At 68.3% G+C, this 18,008-nt stretch carries 11 protein-coding genes and 1 riboswitch; of the genes, 10 read left to right on the top strand and 1 reads right to left on the bottom strand.

The features are described 5' to 3' along the window. Positions 1-260: 260 nt before the first annotated feature. Entirely contained in the window at positions 261-968 is a 708-nt protein-coding gene (aat, locus tag DFJ64_RS09615) for a leucyl/phenylalanyl-tRNA--protein transferase (RefSeq protein WP_245941042.1), read from the bottom strand. A gap of 158 nt (positions 969-1,126) precedes the next feature. On the opposite strand from aat, the gene DFJ64_RS09610 reads away from it, so the two are divergent. From DFJ64_RS09610 to DFJ64_RS09565, 10 genes are all read left to right on the top strand, one after another. Next, complete coding sequence (locus DFJ64_RS09610) at positions 1,127-1,879, top strand: EcsC family protein (protein ID WP_245941041.1); 753 nt, start codon at positions 1,127-1,129, stop codon at positions 1,877-1,879. Between the two features lie 339 nt (positions 1,880-2,218). Continuing rightward, complete coding sequence (locus DFJ64_RS09605; RefSeq protein ID WP_115850157.1) at positions 2,219-3,493, top strand: extracellular solute-binding protein; 1,275 nt, start codon at positions 2,219-2,221, stop codon at positions 3,491-3,493. A 1-nt stretch (position 3,494) separates the two neighbouring features. Then, positions 3,495-4,457 carry a carbohydrate ABC transporter permease gene (locus tag DFJ64_RS09600; protein WP_115850156.1) on the top strand — a complete coding sequence of 321 codons (963 nt, stop codon included), beginning with the start codon at positions 3,495-3,497 and terminating at the stop codon, positions 4,455-4,457. Then, positions 4,454-5,290, top strand: a complete 837-nt coding sequence (locus DFJ64_RS09595; protein ID WP_115850155.1) for a carbohydrate ABC transporter permease — start codon at positions 4,454-4,456, stop codon at positions 5,288-5,290. Before DFJ64_RS09600 ends, DFJ64_RS09595 begins: the two co-directional genes overlap by 4 nt. A 245-nt stretch (positions 5,291-5,535) precedes the next feature. Beyond that, positions 5,536-6,804 carry an ROK family transcriptional regulator gene (locus DFJ64_RS09590; protein WP_115850154.1) on the top strand — a complete coding sequence of 423 codons (1,269 nt, stop codon included), beginning with the start codon at positions 5,536-5,538 and terminating at the stop codon, positions 6,802-6,804. 11 nt (positions 6,805-6,815) lie between these two features. Continuing rightward, positions 6,816-8,201, top strand: a complete 1,386-nt coding sequence (locus DFJ64_RS09585; protein WP_115850153.1) for a sulfatase-like hydrolase/transferase — start codon at positions 6,816-6,818, stop codon at positions 8,199-8,201. Positions 8,202-8,254: 53 nt separating this feature from the next. Beyond that, the gene (locus tag DFJ64_RS09580) at positions 8,255-10,219 is read left to right on the top strand and encodes an ABC transporter substrate-binding protein (RefSeq protein WP_115850152.1); all 1,965 of its coding nucleotides are present in this window, start codon (positions 8,255-8,257) and stop codon (positions 10,217-10,219) included. Positions 10,220-10,258: 39 nt separating this feature from the next. After that, positions 10,259-13,909: an alpha-glucuronidase family glycosyl hydrolase gene (locus DFJ64_RS09575; protein ID WP_115850151.1), complete on the top strand. Its 3,651-nt coding sequence runs from the start codon at positions 10,259-10,261 to the stop codon at positions 13,907-13,909. Between the two features lie 113 nt (positions 13,910-14,022). Further along, positions 14,023-16,272, top strand: coding sequence for a glycoside hydrolase family 43 protein (locus tag DFJ64_RS09570; protein WP_170152564.1), 2,250 nt, complete (start codon positions 14,023-14,025; stop codon positions 16,270-16,272). 186 nt (positions 16,273-16,458) lie between these two features. After that, a riboswitch (SAM riboswitch) is annotated at positions 16,459-16,571 on the top strand. A gap of 39 nt (positions 16,572-16,610) precedes the next feature. Further along, positions 16,611-18,005: an aminotransferase class V-fold PLP-dependent enzyme gene (locus DFJ64_RS09565; RefSeq protein ID WP_115850149.1), complete on the top strand. Its 1,395-nt coding sequence runs from the start codon at positions 16,611-16,613 to the stop codon at positions 18,003-18,005. Positions 18,006-18,008 lie beyond the last annotated feature (3 nt).

The raw sequence follows: 18,008 nt of genomic DNA, 5'->3' as shown, positions 1-18,008 counted from the left end.
CCGCCCGACACAGCGGCACGGTGGCGGATGCACAGGTCGACGACGTGGCCGCCGAGGCAGGGTGAGCCGCCACGCCGCAAGACGTGGACACCGCACCAGATGACGCATCCGGAGACGACGCGGCGAGACACCACGGATCGGGAGAGCACGCGTCGAGAGGCCATGTCTCGAGAGACCACGCTTCGAGAGACCACGTCTCAAGAGACGTCACAAGAGACATGGACCCCACGCTCCCCTGAGTCGCCGCCAACCACGCACGCTCACCTGTCGCCGGCGCAGAGGCTGCGCTGGTGGCCACCGAACTCCTCCGGCGCGGGTAGCCGGAGCGCCTGATCGAGTAACCGGAGATAGGTGGCCCGGGGCACCTCGATCGCGCCGAGGGAAGCCAGGTGCGGTGTTCGCCACTGCACGTCCAGCAGGCGGCGGTCAGCGTCTCCGGCCGAACGAAGCAGGTTCACCAACGCGACGAGCGCCACCTTGGACGCGTCACGCTCGAGATGGAACATCGACTCGCCGCTGAAGAACCCGCCGATCGCGACGCCGTACAGGCCTCCTGCGAGCCGCCCCTCCGGCGTCCACGCCTCCACCGAATGCGCCCAGCCCAGCTGGTGAAGCCGCTCGTAGGCCCGAATGATCTCCGGCGTGATCCAGCCGCCCGGCCGGCTGGGATCCGCGCAGTGGCGGATGACCTGGTCGAATGCTGCGTTGACGCGGATCTCGAAACGCCGACAGGAACGCCGCAGCGAGCGGGACACCACGAGGTGATCGAGCGGCAGGATGCCGCGCCGAGCCGGCGACCACCACGCCATCGGCCCGGACCGTCGGATCGGCATCGGGAAGATGCCGCGCTGGTACGCCGCGAGCAACGTTCCCGGCTCCAAGTCGGCGCCGTGGCCCAGCAGATCGTCGTCACCCGCGAGCTCCGGCGAGGGGAACTCCCAGCGGTTCGGCGGTAGCTGTGACGGCACAGACCCATCCTGCCGAACCTCCCTCGAACCGGGCGGATCGCCGTCGGGATGTGTCCGGGCGCGGTGGCAGCACGTAGAGTTCCCGGCAGATCTCTCCTGCGGGCTGGGGCGGCGAACGACCCTACGCATCGTTCGGCGACCGGACGGGACGGTGGACCATGTCGGTCGGAAAGTCGGTCGGAAAGTCGGTCGGAAAGTCGGTGGGAACGATGGTGGTGCGGGGTCTCACGCCCGTGGTTCGGCGGTTGGGTCCCCGCGCGGCGGGTGGTTTCTTCCGCTCCATCCTGGACGCCGCGATCGACGGGCGCAGCGGCTTCCCCGGGGCGATCGCTGTCGCGGAGCGCCAGCGTGCCCGCGCCGGCGGAGACCGGGTCCGGGCGTGCCGCGCGATCGTCGAACAGCACGTCCGGCTGGCCGGAGCGCAGGGCTTCCTCACCAGCCTCGGCGGATTCGCCGCTCTCGCGTTCGCGCTGCCCGCCAACGTCACCGGGCTGGCGGTCCTGCAGACGCGGATGGTCGCCGCCATCGCCTACCTGCGGGGTTACGACCTGACTGACCCGCGGGTGCGGACAGCCGTCGTCGCCTGCCTGCTCGGGGAGGAGGCCGCCGAGGCACTGGTGCGAAAGGGGAGGCTGCCCTCCACCCCTCTCGGCTTGGCCACCGCGCCCGTGCACGACCCCTCCCTCGACACCAAGATCGCGGCCGAGCTGGCCGCCGTCCTCACCGCCCAGGTCGGGGGCAAGCGACTCGGCCTGAGCGTGAGCCGACGCGTCCCGCTGCTCGGCGGGGGCGTCGGGGCCGCCGTCGACGCCATCGCCACCTACCGCGTCGGTCGGTACGCACAGCGGGAGCTGGTACCGCGCCACATCAGCCAGCTGTCGGACCCCGAGGGCGTCTCGGCACCCGAGTAACCCCCAGCCTTCTGAGCCCTCCATCAGTCCCCCTGACCGAGCTCCCTGACACCCAGCTCCGGCCCGCTCCGCGCCACTCCAGGACCGGAGCCTGATCGGTCTGCGTCGTCCAGCACGCACCTCGACGGAGGCCGGCTCGCCTCGCCGACGAGTCCAGAACTGGCCGACGAGTCCAGAACTGGTCGTGATCTTCCGTGGCATCCCGTCGGCGCCCTACGCTGCGATGGGCGTTTGGCGGTTTTCGCCGCCAATCGTGCTCGTTCCACCCGCCAGGCGCGTTCGCCTCGCGGTTCGGCGTGACCTTCGACTTCCGCCACGGCAAAAGGATCGAGGTGAACCATGGCCCCGAACCGACGCACGTTCCTCGCGGCGGCCTCTGGACTCCTCGGCACGGCACTCCTCGGCACCGCCGGTTGTGGTCGAGGCTCCTACTTGACACCTGAAGGAACTCTCAGTCTCTGGTATTGGAACCGGTCGATCAGCGACACCCTGCTGCAGAAGGTCGACACGGAACTCGGCATCCCGCTGATCGAGCAGAAGATCAGCACCGACTACAAGGCCAAGTTCCTCACCAGCCTCGCCGCACGGGCGTACGTCCCGGACATCGTGGGCCTCAATGAGGACGTCGCCACGTACTTCCCGGACGCCGACCAGTTCGTCGACCTCTACGAGCTCGGCGCGAAAGAGCTGGAGCCGGAGTACCTGGAATGGAAGTGGCTGCGCGGTGTGACGCCGGAAGGTCGGATGATCGCCTTCCCGATGGACACCGGCCCCACGGCGCTCTTCTATCGGCAGGACATCTTCGAGCAGGCCGGTCTGCCCACCGAGCCTGACGACGTGGCCGAGGCGCTGTCGACGTGGGAGGCCTACCTCGAGGCCGGGAGCCAGCTCAAGGAGGCCTTGCCCGACGTCAGGATGGTGCCGAGCATCAACATGGTCTACAGCCAGTACCTGTACCAGCAGGCTGAGCGCTACATGGACGAGCGCGACCGCTTCATCGGTGACGGACCTCAAGTCCGACGTGCGTGGGAGCTGGCGGTGGACGCCTACGAGCGGCGCATCGCCGCGAACGTGTCCGACTGGTCCACCGACTGGGGCGCGGCGATGACCGCCGGCAAGGTGGCCAGCTTCGTGGGCGCTGTCTGGGCCGGGCAGATTCTCGCCGACAGCGCGCCAACCACCAGCGGCAAGTGGCGGGTCTGTCGCGCACCTGGAGGTGCCGGCAACGCGGGTGGATCCTTCCTCGGCATCACGAAGTACTGTCGCGACCCAGAGGCGGCATTCCGGGTCATCACCTGGCTGCAGTCACCGGAGAACCAGCTCGTCTACGGCCTCAACGAGATGAAGCTGTACCCGTCGGCCATCGCCGCGCTGGAGGACCCACGCGCCGACCAGGAGGAGGAGTTCTTCGGCGGCCAGGTCATCAACGAGGTCTTCGCGGCCTCCGCCAAGGAGGTCAAGCCGGTCTACATGAGTCCCTACGACGACGTCATCGGCCCAGCGTTCACCGACGAGCTCACCAACGTCTGGAGCTTGGGCAAGGACCCCGACCGCGCGTGGGAGGACGCGCTCCGCGAAGTCGACCGGCAGCTCTCGCACCTGGGGTTGATCTGACATGACGACGACACCACTCGCGGCGCCACCCATCCAGCCTCAGCGGTCGGTCGGGGCCACCGCCGGTCGCAAGCGCTCGGAGTACCTGGCGCTCTACCTGGCGATCTCGCCGTTCTACATCCTGTTCGCCATCTTCGGCCTCTTCCCGATCCTGTTCTCGCTCTACCTGTCCTTCCAGAACTGGAACGGCATCGGTGAGATGCAGTTCGTGGGGTTCGCTCAGTACCAGTTCATGCTGACGGACCCGAACTTCTGGAAGTCGATCGTCAACACCTTCCAGATCTGGTTCCTGTCCACGATCCCGATGCTGTTCCTCGCCCTCGTCATCGCGTTCATGCTGAACCAGCAGATCCGCGGACGGGGCGCCTACCGGATCGCCTACTTCATCCCCAACGTCACCTCGATCGTCGCGATCGCCATCATCTTCGGCTCGATCTTCAGCAACGAGTTCGGCCTCCTCAACGCCGTGCTGGAGGCCCTGGGTCTGGAGACCGTCGAGTGGCTGAACACGCCCTGGGGCATCAAGCTCGCCATCGCCGCCATGGTGATCTGGCGCTGGACCGGCTACAACGCGATCATCTACCTGGCGGGTCTGCAGGCGATCCCGACGGAGCTGTACGAGGCGGCGCGGGTCGACGGCGCGAGCTGGACCCAGGTGTTCTTCCGCATCACCATTCCCCTGCTGCGGCCGATCATCCTCTTCACCGTGATCACGTCCACCATCGGCGGCATGCAGCTGTTCACCGAGCCGCAAGTGCTCCTTGGCAACGGTGGTGGTCCGGGCAACGAGGGCCAGACGATGGTGCTCTACCTCTACCAGCAGGCGTTCATCAACAACAACTTCGGCTACGGCGCCGCCATCGGTTGGGGCCTGTTCGTCATCATGATCCTCTTCTCGATCATCAACTGGCGGCTGGTCCAGGGAGCCGGTGAGCGTGGGCTGCGGAGAGGAGTGCGTGTATGAACCCCGTCGTCGCGCAACGCGTCAAGTCGGTCATCACCCACGCGCTCCTGCTGCTGGGCGTCGCCATCTCGATCTTCCCCTTCTACTGGATGTTCGTGATGGCGACCCGGACGACTGGCGAGATCTTCACGTACCCGCCTGAGCTACTTCCGGGCTCGCAGCTCATCGAGAACGTCAGCAAGGTGCTGGACACCGTCGACCTCCTCGGCTCGACGCTCAACACGTTGATCGTCGCGCTCACGACGACGGTGCTGGTGCTGTTCTTCGACTCGATCGCGGCGTTCGCGTTCGCCAAGTTCGACTTCCCCGGGAAGAACTTTCTGTTCGTTCTCCTGCTCGCGACGTTCATGGTCCCGTCGCAGCTGTCGACCGTTCCGTCGTTCGTCATCCTGGCGAACTTCGGATGGGTCGGTGACCTGAAGGCGCTCATCATCCCGGGCGCTGTGAACGCGTTCGGCATCTTCCTGATCCGCCAGTACGCACAAGGGGCGATCCCCTCCGACCTGCTCGACGCCGCGCGGATCGACGGCTGCGGCTTCTGGCGGCAGTACTGGAGCGTGGCCCTCCCGCTGCTGCGGCCGGTCCTCGCGTTCCTCGGCATCTTCACGTTCATCAACGCCTGGAACGACTACTTCTGGCCGCTGGTCGTGCTCATCAACCCGGAAAAGGTCACGTTGCAGGTGGCGCTGTCGCAGCTGCAGGGCCTCTACAACACCGACTACAGCCTGGTGATGGCGGGCACGCTGCTCGCGGTGATCCCCCTCATCGTGGTGTTCTTCTTCGGAGCGAGGCAGTTCCTGTCCGACCTCGCCGCGGGAGCCGTCAAGCAGTAGCCCGCACGTCGACCGAACGCCGGCTGGCCTCCTCGCCAGCCGGCGTTCGCGTTCCGGCACCACGCCAACTCCTGTCGGCTCTTGGGTTTCTCGAACGGTCCCCACGGCCTTCATCGACGAGCGGTCCACTCACGCGCCAGCGACGGACGGTCCGCACCGTGCCGTCCGGAAGCGGGCGCGTTCCTTGACCGTGCTGGCGACCCACACGAGCCTGGACACAGGACTTCTTAAGGAAGGTTTAAAAAGTGCCAGGCATCCACACCCGCACGCGTCATCGCGCGCTCGTCTTGGGTGCTCTCCGCGCCGCCGGTCCGCTGTCGAAGGCCGAGCTCGCACGACGTCTTGGGCTGAGCGTGCCCACGGTGACCGAGATCTTGCGGGAGTGCGCGACCGATGGAGTCGTCGAGGAGGTCGGCGAAGGCCGCTCGACGGGCGGTCGCCGACCCATGCTCTACGCATTACGTACCCAAGGCCTGCGCGCCGTGGGTGTGAACGTCGATCCGGACACGGTCCGCGCGGTCATCTCTGACCTGTCCGGCGACATCGTCGCGGAGTCGACGGTGCCGATCGACTTCACCGACGGTGAAAGTGCGTTCGTCGCCAACCTGCATCGTGCGGTCGATACCGTGCTGTCGACGGTCGAGTCACCCGACGAGCTCGCCGGGATTGGGGTCGCCGTGCCGGCGATGATGCCGCGCTCCGCCAAGGGACGCTTCGCTCCCCTCGGCCACCCAACCTGGACCGGGGTCGACCTGCACGAGCTGGTGCGTCAGCGGTACGGCTTGCCTGTCGTGACGGCGAACCGCGCCCACGCCGTCGGTGTGGGAGAGCACCTGTTCGGCGCTGGCCGAGGTGTGGCGAACCTGCTGTGTCTCGTCCTTGGCTCCGGTCTGGGCGCCGCGGTCATCGCCGGAGGACGACTTTTCACCGGTGGTGATGGAGCCGCGGGTGTGCTCGGACGGATGGTTCTCGACGCCGCCGTATCCGACGAACCGGCGCCCACCGTCGGTGAGATGGTCGGGGAGTCCGGCATCGTGGCCGCCGCCGTCGCCAGGCTCCGCCATGCCGGGCGGCGCACGCTCGGCGAGGTCCCGCTGCACCTCCTTAACGCGGGGCACGTGATCGACGCCGCCCTCGATGGGGACGCCCTCATGGCCGACGTGCTCGCTCACGCCGGGCGCGTCCTCGGCGCCGCCGTGGCCGCCGCTCTCTGCGTCACCGACTCCGACCTCGTCGTGCTGTGCGGCCCAAGCACGCGGGCGGGCCCGCTCCTCCTCGAGCCCTTCCAGGCCATCCTGCGCGCTCGATCGCCGTCCACGCCACCCCCCGTACGGCTCGGCGACCTCGGCGGACACAGCGGTCCCCTCGGCGCGGCGGCACTCGTGCTCGCCGACTTCATCCGAGACGCCGCCGACGACGAGACCGAGCAAGCCGGCACTGACACCGCACCAACCCGAGCGAGACGTCGGCCGAACAGCGCGGGGACTCAGGCATCGGCCAGGGACAGCGAGTGAGGTGGGAGCGCGTGGAGCGAAGCCCGAACATTCTGTTCTTGATGACCGACGAGCACCGGTACGACGTCGCCGGGTTCGCCGGCAACACCATCGTTCGCACACCCACGCTCGACCGTCTCGCCGCCGACGGCGTCGTCTTCAACAACGCCTATACACCAGCGCCCATCTGTGTTCCTGGACGGCAGAGCATGATGGCGGGTCAGCTGCCCCGCACCACCGGCTGCCTGCGGTTCGGACAGGACCTGCCGCCGGGCCACCTGACGTTCGCGCGGCTGTTCGCCCGACACGGCTACGCGACCGTCTGCGCGGGCAAGCTCCATCACCAAGGCATCGACCAGATGCAAGGTTGGACCCACCGGATCGGCGCCGACACCATCCTGGCACCGGAGTTCGTGGAGAATCCAGCCCCGGAGTTCGCCGAGCGCGCGTTCAACCTGAAGCGCTTGAAATGGTCGGACGCGAAGGAGGTCAGGCGCGCCGGCATCGGCCGGAGCCCGTGGGCCGCCAAGGACGAGCTGGCACTCGCCGGAGCGCTGGACTTCATCGAGGAGTACTTCAGTGACCCCTACTACGACCGGGCGACGCCAGAGCGGCCGCTCCTGCTGAAGATCAGTCTCAACCAGCCGCACTATCCGTACCTGGCTCCGAAGGAGCTCTTCACCTACTACCTCAACCGCGTCGAGCCGTTCCTCGACGAGCCGGTCTTCGACCATCCGTTCCTCTCCACGCGTCAGGTTCGGCCAGGTGTCGACGCCAGCGAGCGGGATATCAGGCGAGCGACGGCGGCCTACTACGCGATGGTTGAGAACGCCGATGCCATGTTCGGGCGGGTGATCGAGGCGCTGGAGCACCACGGCCAATCGATCGATGACTGGATCGTCGTCTATACCTCGGACCACGGCGAGATGCTCGGACAGCACGGCGTGTGGGAGAAGCAAAAATTCTTCGAGGCGAGCGTGAGGGTTCCGCTCATTATTCGCTGGCCGCGCCGCTTCGGACCAGGTCGCGTCGATGTGAACGTCAACCTGTGCGACCTGTACGCCACGTTGTGCGAGCTCGCCGGTCTGGACGTGCCACCAGGCCTGGACAGCCGGAGCATGGTCCGGCTGATGCACGGCGACATCACGGGGTGGTTCGACGAGTCGGTCTCCCACTTCGGGCAGACGAACCTGATGATCAAACGGGGGAGCTTGAAGTACCAGTACTACGGCGAGGACATGCCTGAGGTGCTTTTCGACCTCGCCCGCGACCCATCGGAGACGACGAACTTCCTCCACGATCCTGCCTACGCCGACGAGGTGCGTCGATTCCGAGCGCGACGGTCATCACTGGGCTATGGACCAGACGCGGATCCCCACTATCGCGACGCCGGATACGCCGCGCTCAGCGGGGCGTGACCTGACCACATGGCGGGAGCGGACGCCGCTCCGCCGGAAGGAGGGACCCACCCATGGCGGACACACTCACCCGCCGCCGCGCCCTGCTCGCTGGCGTGGGCGCGGTCGTTTTCCCCGCGATCGTGACCGGATGCGAGGCGTTGTCCACCGACCCGGCGACCCGACGGAGTCGAAAGCCATCGCGGGAAGCCGATGCGAAAGAAGCGCCGATGCTGGCCGAGTTGGTCAAGGCCGGCAGGCTTCCCCCACTCGACGAGCGGCTGCCTGAGAACCCGCTCGTCGTCGAGCCGGTCGAGCGAGCCGGCGTCTACGGTGGAACGTGGACCACCGCTCTGCTCGGCCCCGAGGACACCCCGTGGCTGGACAAGACGGTCCACTACGAGTGCCTCATGCGCTGGCGGCCAGACTTCTCCGAGCCGATCCCCAATATCGCCGAGAGCGTCGAGGTCGACCAGGACGGTCGCGTCTACACGTTCCGGCTCCGGCGTGGCATGCGCTGGTCGGACGGCGCGCCGTTCACGGCTGCTGACATCGTGTTCGCCGTCGAGGACGTGTTGCTCAACGACGAGCTCTACCCGGTGGCGCCGTCATGGCTGATGGCGGGGGACGAGCCGCCGCGGGTCGAGGCCCCAGACGAGCAGTCTGTGCGCTTCACGTTCGCCGAACCGAACGGGTTGTTCCTCGCGAACCTCGCCTCGTTGATCGGCGCTCCTTTGACCTCACGACCACGCCACTACCTCGAGCGCTTCCATCAGGCCTACAACCCGAAGGCGACCGAGCTGGCCGAGAGCGAGGGGATGTCGAGCTGGACTGACTTGTTCTTCGCTCGCGCGAACGCGGCAGGCAACCCCGACCTGCCTGGCTTGTATCCGTGGATCTACACGACGGCGCTCGGTGAGGGCACCCAGATGGTCGCTGAGCGCAACCCGTACTACTGGAAGACCGATCCCGAAGGCCGGCAGCTGCCCTACATCGACCGCGTGGTCTTCCACATTGTCGGCAACGAGCAGGTCATCCTGCTCAAGGCGAGCAATGGCGAGCTGAGCATGCACGCACGACACATCAACACGCTGCGGAACAAGCCAGTCCTTGCCCGCGGCCGCGACCGTGGCGGATTCGACTTCTTCGAACTGGTGCCCGCCATCATGAACGACCTCATCATCCAGCTCAACCTCACCCACAAAGACCCAGTGTGGCGCGAGGTATTCGGCAACAAAGACTTTCGCATCGGCTTGTCCTACGCGATCAACCGCGAAGAGCTCATCGACGCAGTTCTCCAAGGCCAAGGTGAGCCGTGGCAGGCGGCACCCCGACGGGAGTCGGAGTTCTTTGACGAGCGCTTCGCCAAGCAGTACACCGAGTTCGATCTCGACAAGGCCAACGAGCACTTGGACCGAGCCGGGCTCTCCGAACGCGACCGTCAAGGCTTTCGGCTCCGACCCGACGGGAAGCGCGTGCGCTTCGCCGTCGAGGTACCCAGCCCTGCGTTGAAGGACTTCTGGGTCGACGCTCTCCAGCTCATCAAAGGCTACTGGCACGAGGTGGGCGTCCAGATCGACGTCAAGACCGAGGACAGGTCGCTGTTCTACCAGCGCAAGGACGCCAACGCCCACGACGCGGTCGTCTGGCAAGGGCCGGGCGGACTCCAAGACGCCATCATGGATCCCCGTTGCTACTTCCCGTTCAGCTCCGAGTCTGCCTACGCGGTGGCGTGGGCCGCGTGGTTTACCTCCCGAGGAGCCAGCGGGGAGAAGCCACCGGAGCCGGCGAGACGGCAGATGAGCCTCTATCGCAAGCTTCAAGCCACGATCGACGAGGCGACCCGGGTCGACCTTTTCCGACAGATTCTCGCCATCGCCGCGGACCAGTTCTGGCTGATCGGAACGGTGCAGCCGGCGATGGGCTATGGGATCGTCGCCAACGACTTCCACAACGTTCCGGCGTCCATGCCCGACGCCAACGTCTATGCCACACCAGGTCCCACCAATCCCGAGCAGTACTTCATCGCTGAGCCCTGAGCCTTTGATCGACGACGCGTGAGTACCGGGAGTTCGTCGATGCCGCACCTGTCCCGCCGTCGCCTGTTGCAAGTCGGAGCCGCCTCCGCCGTCAGCTCCTTTCTCCCCGTTGACGCCGCGCTCGCCTCGGCGTCAGCCACTCGCCCACCCGACGAGGACGGCTACGAGCTGTGGCTGCGGTACCGCCATGTCGACGACCCCGCTCGGCTCGCGGAGTATCGTCGCCGGCTCACCGCGATCGTGCCGCAGGGATCGGGCGAGCTTCTGCGCTGTGCGACGCGGGAGCTCACGACGGGACTCCGTGGCCTGCTTTCCCGCGAGATCGAGGTTCGTGAGCGCCTCGAGGGCGGCGGCGTCGTCCTCGGCACCTACGACGAGTCGCCGTTCGTTCGCTCGCTCTTCAGCCACGACGAGCTCGCCGCGCTCGGCCCTGAGGGCTACCGGCTGACGACTGTGGGAGACAGGCACGTCGTCGTCGCGGCGACACACCAGCGCGGACTGCTCTACGGCGCCTTCCACCTCCTGCGACATCTGCAAACCCACCGCCCGCTTGCCACCCTGGACGCCACGGAACGTCCGGCCGCACCGCTGCGAGTGTTCAACCACTGGTACGACCTGGACCGTGCGGTCGAGCGCGGCTACGCGGGCCTGGCGATCCTCCACTGGGATGAGCTGCCGACGCTGCGGCCGCGCTACATCGACTACGCCCGGATCCTGGCTTCGATCGGCGTCAACGGCACGGTCGTCAACAATGTCAACGCGAACGCGCACTTCCTGTCCTCCGACCGGCTGGGTGGGCTTGCCGCGCTCGCTGACCTGCTCCGCTGCTACGGGATCCGCCTCTACCTGTCGGCGAACTACGCGAGCCCGATGGTCCTGACGGCGAACGATCCGTCCCCGATCACCACAGCGGACCCGTTCGACCCGCGCGTCCAGCTCTGGTGGCAGGAGAAGATCGCCGAGATCTACGAGCTCATCCCCGACTTCGGCGGGTTCCTGGTCAAGGCCAACTCTGAGGGGCAGCCCGGCCCCCTGGACTACGGGAGGACCCACGCGGACGGCGCGAACATGCTCGCCGAGCGGATCCGCCCGTATGGCGGACTCATCTTCTGGCGGAGCTTCGTCCACGAAGGCTTCTCCGACTGGGCCGAGTACCAGTACCGGACCTTCGCGCCCCTGGACGGCGAGTTCGCCGAGAACGTCGTCGTCCAGACCAAGAACGGTCCTCTCGACTTCCAGGTGCGGGAGCCGGTGCACCCCCTGTTCGGCGCGATGCCGCGGACCAACCAGGCGATCGAGCTTCAGATCACCCAGGAGTACACCGGTCACAACGTCCACCTGTGCTACCTGGTGCCGCAGTGGAAGGAGATCCTCGACTTCGACACCAAGGCGCAAGGGGACGGGACGACAGTCGAGAGCATCGTCACCGGTACCGCCTACGGTCAGTCCCACGTGGGCATCGTCGGCGTGGCGAACCTCGGTGACGACCGCGACTGGACCGGTTACCTGCTCGGCGCAGCGAACACGCATGGCTTCGGTCGGCTGGCGTGGAACCCACGCTTGTCGGCCGAGGAGATCGTCCGCGAGTGGATTCAGCTGACGTTCACCCCGGACGAGGCGTTCGTGCGACCGCTGACCGACATCATGCTCGAGTCCTGGCGGACGTACGAGGACTACACCTCGCCTCTCGGGATGGGCTACCTCACGTTCCCGACCGGCTCCCACTTCGACCCGGACCCTCGGTCGACGCTCAACCAGTCCCACCACACCACCGCCGAGGGCACGGGCTTCGACCGGACGGTGGCCACCGGGAGCGGCTTCACCGGGCTGTACGCGCCGTTCTGGGCCGAACGGTACGAGTCGCTGGAGACGGTGCCCGACGAGCTGTTGCTGTTCCTGCACTGGGTGCCGTACACCCACCGTCTCCACTCGGGGTCGACGGTCATCCAGCACATCTACGACAGCCACTTCGACGGCGCCGAGCGTGTTCTCCGCATGCGCGAGACGTGGCGTGAGCTCGCCCCGCACGTCGACGCGCGCCGACACGCCGACGTCCTCGCGACGTTCGACGAGCACGCGTTCCACGCACGGCGCTGGCGGGACACCATCGTCTCGTTCTTCTTCGACTACTCCAGAATCCTCGACGAACGGCGTGAGTGGCTGCAGTACGAGTTCGGCAGAGGGACGCCGTTGCTGCTCGGCGGATGGCCGAACCGCCTCCCGCTGAAGGTCACCAACGCGACTGGGCAAGACCATCGAGTGACGGCGCGGCTACACGTGCCCGACGAGAGATGGTCGGCCGGCACCGCCGAGGCCGAGGTCGCCAGCCGGGCGGACGCAGAGATGACGTTGCCGGTCCAACCTCCCCTGGTCGCCGACCAGCTCCAGCTCGCGGTCGCGATGACCCCAGCCGTCGAGGTGCTGGGCACCGCCGGTCACCCCACGATCGTCACGCCCGCCGGCCGTCGCTGTCACATCGCCCTTGACGCGGGCTCGGGATCGAGTCCACTGGTGCCCGGCTACCAGCGCCTGACGCCGGAGACCATGTGGGATCCGGCGCGCGGGTACGGGTGGATCGGCCGCACGCCGCAGTCCCGCGACCGCGGTGACGCCTGGGACGCGCTACGACGGGACTTCTGTGGCGACACCGCACCCTGCACGCTGCGGCTCGCGATCCCACCGGGGATCCATGAGACGGCTGTCCTGGTCGGCGACGGTGGCCCCGACGTCTGGCCGACGTTCATCGACGTGAATGGTCAGCGCGTCGCGGAGGGCGGCCGCATCCGTGGGGGCACGTTCGAGTGGCTTCGTTTCGAGCTCGATGGCGGCTCGGAGGGCCGGGAGGTCGACCTGGAGTTCTCCAGCGTCCCGGGCCGCTTCTGGCGGCTATGCGGCCTTGTCATCGTCAATCCCGACGCGCCCATCCCGCCCGCCGTCCTCACCGAGGTCCGCTCCAGCGGCGTGCTGTGGGCCGGCCGACCGAACGACGTCAGGGTGAGCGTGGCGGGGATGACCGACGAGCCGGTCGACGTCACCGTCGCCGTCGACGTCCCTGAGGGTTGGACGGCCGAGCCCGCCAGCGGCCGCGTTCCGGGTGGCGCGGAGGTGGAGCTGACGGTGCGGGTGACGCCTCCGACAGAGCCCACCATGGGCACCGTCGCTGTCCGCCTCGCGGAGGATCCCGACGGCGAGCAATGGACGGTTGACACGATCGTGGTGCCGGCACCCGACGACGCCGTGCTGGTTCTCGACGCCGGCAGTCCGTCAAGCCCGGTCCTGGAGGGATACCGGCGCCTGTCGCCGGAGGAGTTGTGGGACGCCGACCGTGGCTTCGGCTGGGTGACGGAGCCGCCGACGTTCCGGGACCGCGCGCGGCTGGACGTCCTGCGCCGCGACTTCGTGCTGGGGCGCGACCAGGACTACGTCCTGCGCCTCGCGGTGCCCGCCGGCGCGCACCGGGTCGACGTCCTCACCGGTGACGCCTACTCGCCCTCCGGCACGACCAGCGTCTACGAGGGTGACACGCTGCTGGGCAGCTCCGGGGACGAGATCATTCCGCAGGGAGAGTTCCGGTGGTTCTCGTTCACGCTGGACGGCGGTGAGGCCGGACGACTGGCGGATCTGCGACTCGTCGGGGCCCTGCGGGACCGGTGGTGGCGCCTGGTCGCCCTGGTGATGCGGCGAGCCTGATCGACAGCGATGACTCGTCGACGCAAGCGGATGTCGAGGCCGCGGTGGGCTGAGACCTCAGCTCGCCGACAACGGACACGGCGATGCGGTGGCCCGAGAAAGGGGATCAGCTGATGAAGCTCCGGCGACGGCTGTCGGTGTGGTGTGCGGCGCTCGTGCTCGTCCTGGCAGGCGCGGCGCCGTCAACCGCAGCCGACCAGCGGACCTACACCAACCCGTTGATGTCGAACTTCGCAGACGCGTTCTCGGACCCCGGGATCATCCGCGCGAAGGACGGCTACTGGTACGCCTACGCCACGACGACGGTGATGACCCGCGAGAACCAGCAGAACGGCGGACCGCCGTACTACATGCCGATCGCGCGAAGCGCCGACCTGGTGACGTGGGAGTTCGTCGGAACGGTCTTCAACGAGGACAACCACCCTGAGTGGAAGCCGTTCCCGGGTACGGGCTACTGGGCACCGGACGTCCGCTACGTGGACGGGACCTACTACCTGTACTACTCGCTTGCCGGTGGTGGCGACGCCGCCATCGGGCTGGCCACCGCCCCCACGCCAGCTGGGCCGTGGAGGGACATCGGCCGTCCGGTCGTCGACTTCGTTCCCGACAGCGAGGTCATGGAGATCGACCCAGCGCTGTTCGTCGACTCCGACGGCACGAAGTACCTGTACTACGGCTCCTTCCGGGAGGGCGGCATGCACGTCGTCCAGCTCTCCGACGACGGCACCCGAGCCGTGGGTGAGCCGAGACAGGTGGTGGCGGGCAACCGTGGGGAAGCCGCCTGGGTGGTCAAGCGCGACGGCTACTACTACCTGTTCTACTCCGGCTACGGGTGCTGCGAGGTCGACACCGGCGGCTACCCCGTGTTCGTCGGTCGAGCCACGTCCCCGCTCGGGCCGTTCGTCGACGCCGAGGGCGTACCCCTGACGGCGGACGCTCCGGGCGGCACCCTCGTCAACGCCACGACGGGAAGCAGCCTCGTCGGCACCGGCCACAACGCGACCGCCGTCGACCGCTCCGGACAGGACTGGTTCTTCAGCAACGCCAACAGCCGGTTCGACAACTGGGGTGGCCGTCCGACGGTGATGGACCGGCTGGACTGGATCGATGGCTGGCCCACCGTGCGCGCCGGTCAGTGGACCTCCGACACCCCGCAGCCGGCACCGGTCGGCACGTGGGACGTCGGCAGCACGTTCAACGACGGCGACCTCGACGGCTGGGTGACAGTCGGCACCGGTGCGTGGGGTCTCGCCCGCGAGCGGGATGCCGGAGGCTTCGTCCGAAGCCGTTCGGCCGCACCCCACTCACTGCTGCTGGTGAGCGAGGAGACCACCGCGGCCGACTACCGGGCCGAGGCGGACCTGCGGGTGCGCGGCATGGGCCGGGCTGGCCTGGTCGTCGGCTATGAGGATCACCGAAACTACGTGGTCGCCTGGCTGGACCCGTCGCGGCGCGCCCTCGTCGTCGATGTCGTCGTGGACGGCGAGGTCGTGAGGTCGGCGAGCGACCGCCTCCACGCAGGCTTCCGGTTCGACACCTGGCACGCGGTCACCGCAGAGGTCCGCGGGTCGTGGGCGACGTTCGAGGTGAGCGCGGCGATGGAAGGCAGCCCGCTGGCCGAGGTGAGCGTCGAGGTGCCGGAACGGCTCGGGAAACCCTCCCCCGTCGGCGTGGCGGCGCAGGGTCGCGGCGCGGAGGCCGACAACGTGGGTGTTACCGCGCTGTACGAGCCGGTGACCGCCAAGGTGCCGGATCCCACGGTGGGAGCGTTGCTGCCGGAGTTCAGCGACGAGTTCGAAGGCGCCGAGCTCGACGAGGCGTGGACGATCGTCGGCACCCCACAGTCGAACCCCGAGGTAGTCGGCGGCGCGCTGGTGTGGCCGACCCAGGCGGGCGACCTGAGGTCGGACGACCACGCGGCGGTGCTGCTGCGCGACGCGCCGGAGGGCACGTACACGGTCGAGACCAAGGTGCACCTTCCGCTCGGCACCGGGCCGCGCGGCTACGAACGGGCGGGCCTGCTCGTCTGGGGTGACCGGGTGAACTCCCTGCACGTGGCACCGACGTCCACCGGGACGACCCGGCAGGCGTTCTTGTGGGTCGGGCCGGCTGCCAGCCCGTGGCCGAACGCGATTCAGCTCGGGCCATCCGCCGACACGCTGTGGCTGCGGATGCGCCACACCATCCATCCGGAGACCGGCGAGCATCTGTTCCGGGCCGCGACGAGCCGCGACGGGGAGCACTGGATCTGGGGTGCGGTGTGGCACCTGCCAGCCGATGCCGAGCCCCGGGTCGGCTTGGTGGCCATGGGTGGTGAAGGGGTCACCGCGACCTTCGACTACCTGCGCGTGTACGGGCCGTAGCGGTCCGGACGACTGGCCGGCGCTGGCGGTACGAAAGCCCACCTGTGTCCACTTCGTAAGACAAGTTCTCATTATTCGAAACACGCCCGCGATGGCGGCGGCCGGTCGGTTACTGTGGCTCGCGGTCATGAGCGCCAGCGCGGGGCTCGACCGTCGACACCACCGCGCCCTTCGCGACGCGTGTCCTGTCGTCGGTGCGAGGCCCCGAAAGCCCCGGCTCGCTGGCCGGCAACCCTCCTCCGCGGTGGGGTGCTCCGGGTGAGGACCAGGCGTGCCACGTGGCACCGCAAGCGCGGACCCCAGAACCCTCGGGGTCCCTGAGCCCCGTGAGGTGTGGTGTGACTGCTCTCGACGTCCAGGTGAACTCCGCTGACCCCGCGTGTCCTGGCCAGGCGCCGCTGCTTCCCGTGGTCGGCACCGGCATCGAGGTCCCGCTCGTCACCGGCGACTCCCTCCCGTACGCCAACCTCGACTACGCCGCGAGCGCTCCGAGCCTGCAGTCGGTCGCCGACCACCTGAGCGAGGTGCTGCCGTACTACGCGAGCGTCCACCGCGGCGCCGGCTACACCTCCCAGGTCTGCACCGCGCTCTACGAAGGTGCCCGGGCCGACGTCGCGGCGTTTCTCGGTGCGCGTCCCGACGACGTGGTGATCTTCACCCGCAACACCACCGACGCGCTCAACCTGTTGGCACGGTGTGTCCCCGACGACGGCCCTGGTGGCGGCCGCGTCACCTTCCTCGACATCGAGCACCACGCCAACCTGCTTCCGTGGCGGCGAGGCCAACACCGCTGCGTCCTCGCCGGCACCACCCAGCGGGCCACGCTGGTGAGTCTGCGCGCGGAGCTGGAGGCGCGACCGGCCAGCCTCCTCGCCATCACCGGCGCGTCGAACGTCACCGGCGAGGTCTTGCCTCTCGCCGAGATCGTGGAGCTCGCCCACGCGGCCGGCGCCCGAGTCGTCCTCGACGCTGCGCAGCTCGCCCCCCACCGCAGGATCGACCTGGCGTCGTCCGGGGTGGACTACGTCGCGCTGTCCGGGCACAAGCTCTACGCGCCGTTCGGAGCCGGCGTGCTCGCCGGACGGAGGGACTGGCTCGACGAGGCCCCGGCATACCTGCCGGGAGGGGGTGCCGTCCGCGAGGTCACCCTCACCCACACCGAGTGGGCGGCCGCACCGCAGCGGCACGAGGGAGGCACCCCGAACGTCCTCGGGGCGGCGACCCTCGCCCAGGCTGCTCGCACCCTCTCCCAGCTACCGTCGGGCGCGCTGGAGGCGCACGAGGAGGCCCTCCGCACGGCGCTCACCGACCGCCTCAACCGGCTGCCCGGTGTCCGAACCCTGCGGATCTGGCGAGACAGCACGACCTCGATCGGGGTGGTGGCGTTCACCGTGGACGGGTACGCGCCCGGGCTCGTGGCCGCCTACCTCTCCGCTGAACACGGGATCGGCGTCCGGGACGGCAAGTTCTGCGCGCATCCCCTCCTGTCGCGCCTCGGCGCGCCTGAGGGGGCGGTCCGCGCGAGCTTCGGCGTCGGGACGACGCTGGACGACGTCGAGCGCCTCGCCGCCGCAGTGGAACAGCTCGTCACGTCCGGACCTCGCTGGAGCTACGACGTCGTCGACGGTCGATGGGCGCCGACACCGGACCCGCGAGGCCTTCCCGACTGGGCCGTCTCGACCACCGGCGCGGCTGACCGGGGCACGTCGCCATGTGAGCCGCTCACCGCGTGAGAG

The organism is Thermasporomyces composti, from assembly GCF_003386795.1.
Taxonomy (GTDB): Bacteria; Actinomycetota; Actinomycetes; order Propionibacteriales; family Actinopolymorphaceae; genus Thermasporomyces; species Thermasporomyces composti.
The sequence above is the reverse complement of the archived record's forward strand: the minus strand, read 5'-3'. Positions and strand labels throughout refer to the sequence as shown.

Excerpts from the sequence above, each read along its gene's own strand:
- DFJ64_RS09610 (WP_245941041.1), top strand. The coding sequence starts at position 1,127 with ATGTCGGTCGGAAAGTCGGTCGGAAAGTCGGTCGGAAAGTCGGTGGGA.
- DFJ64_RS09605 (WP_115850157.1), top strand. The coding sequence starts at position 2,219 with ATGGCCCCGAACCGACGCACGTTCCTCGCGGCGGCCTCTGGACTCCTC.
- DFJ64_RS09600 (WP_115850156.1), top strand. The coding sequence starts at position 3,495 with ATGACGACGACACCACTCGCGGCGCCACCCATCCAGCCTCAGCGGTCG.
- DFJ64_RS09595 (WP_115850155.1), top strand. The coding sequence starts at position 4,454 with ATGAACCCCGTCGTCGCGCAACGCGTCAAGTCGGTCATCACCCACGCG.
- DFJ64_RS09580 (WP_115850152.1), top strand. The coding sequence starts at position 8,255 with ATGGCGGACACACTCACCCGCCGCCGCGCCCTGCTCGCTGGCGTGGGC.
- DFJ64_RS09575 (WP_115850151.1), top strand. The coding sequence starts at position 10,259 with ATGCCGCACCTGTCCCGCCGTCGCCTGTTGCAAGTCGGAGCCGCCTCC.
- DFJ64_RS09570 (WP_170152564.1), top strand. The coding sequence starts at position 14,023 with ATGAAGCTCCGGCGACGGCTGTCGGTGTGGTGTGCGGCGCTCGTGCTC.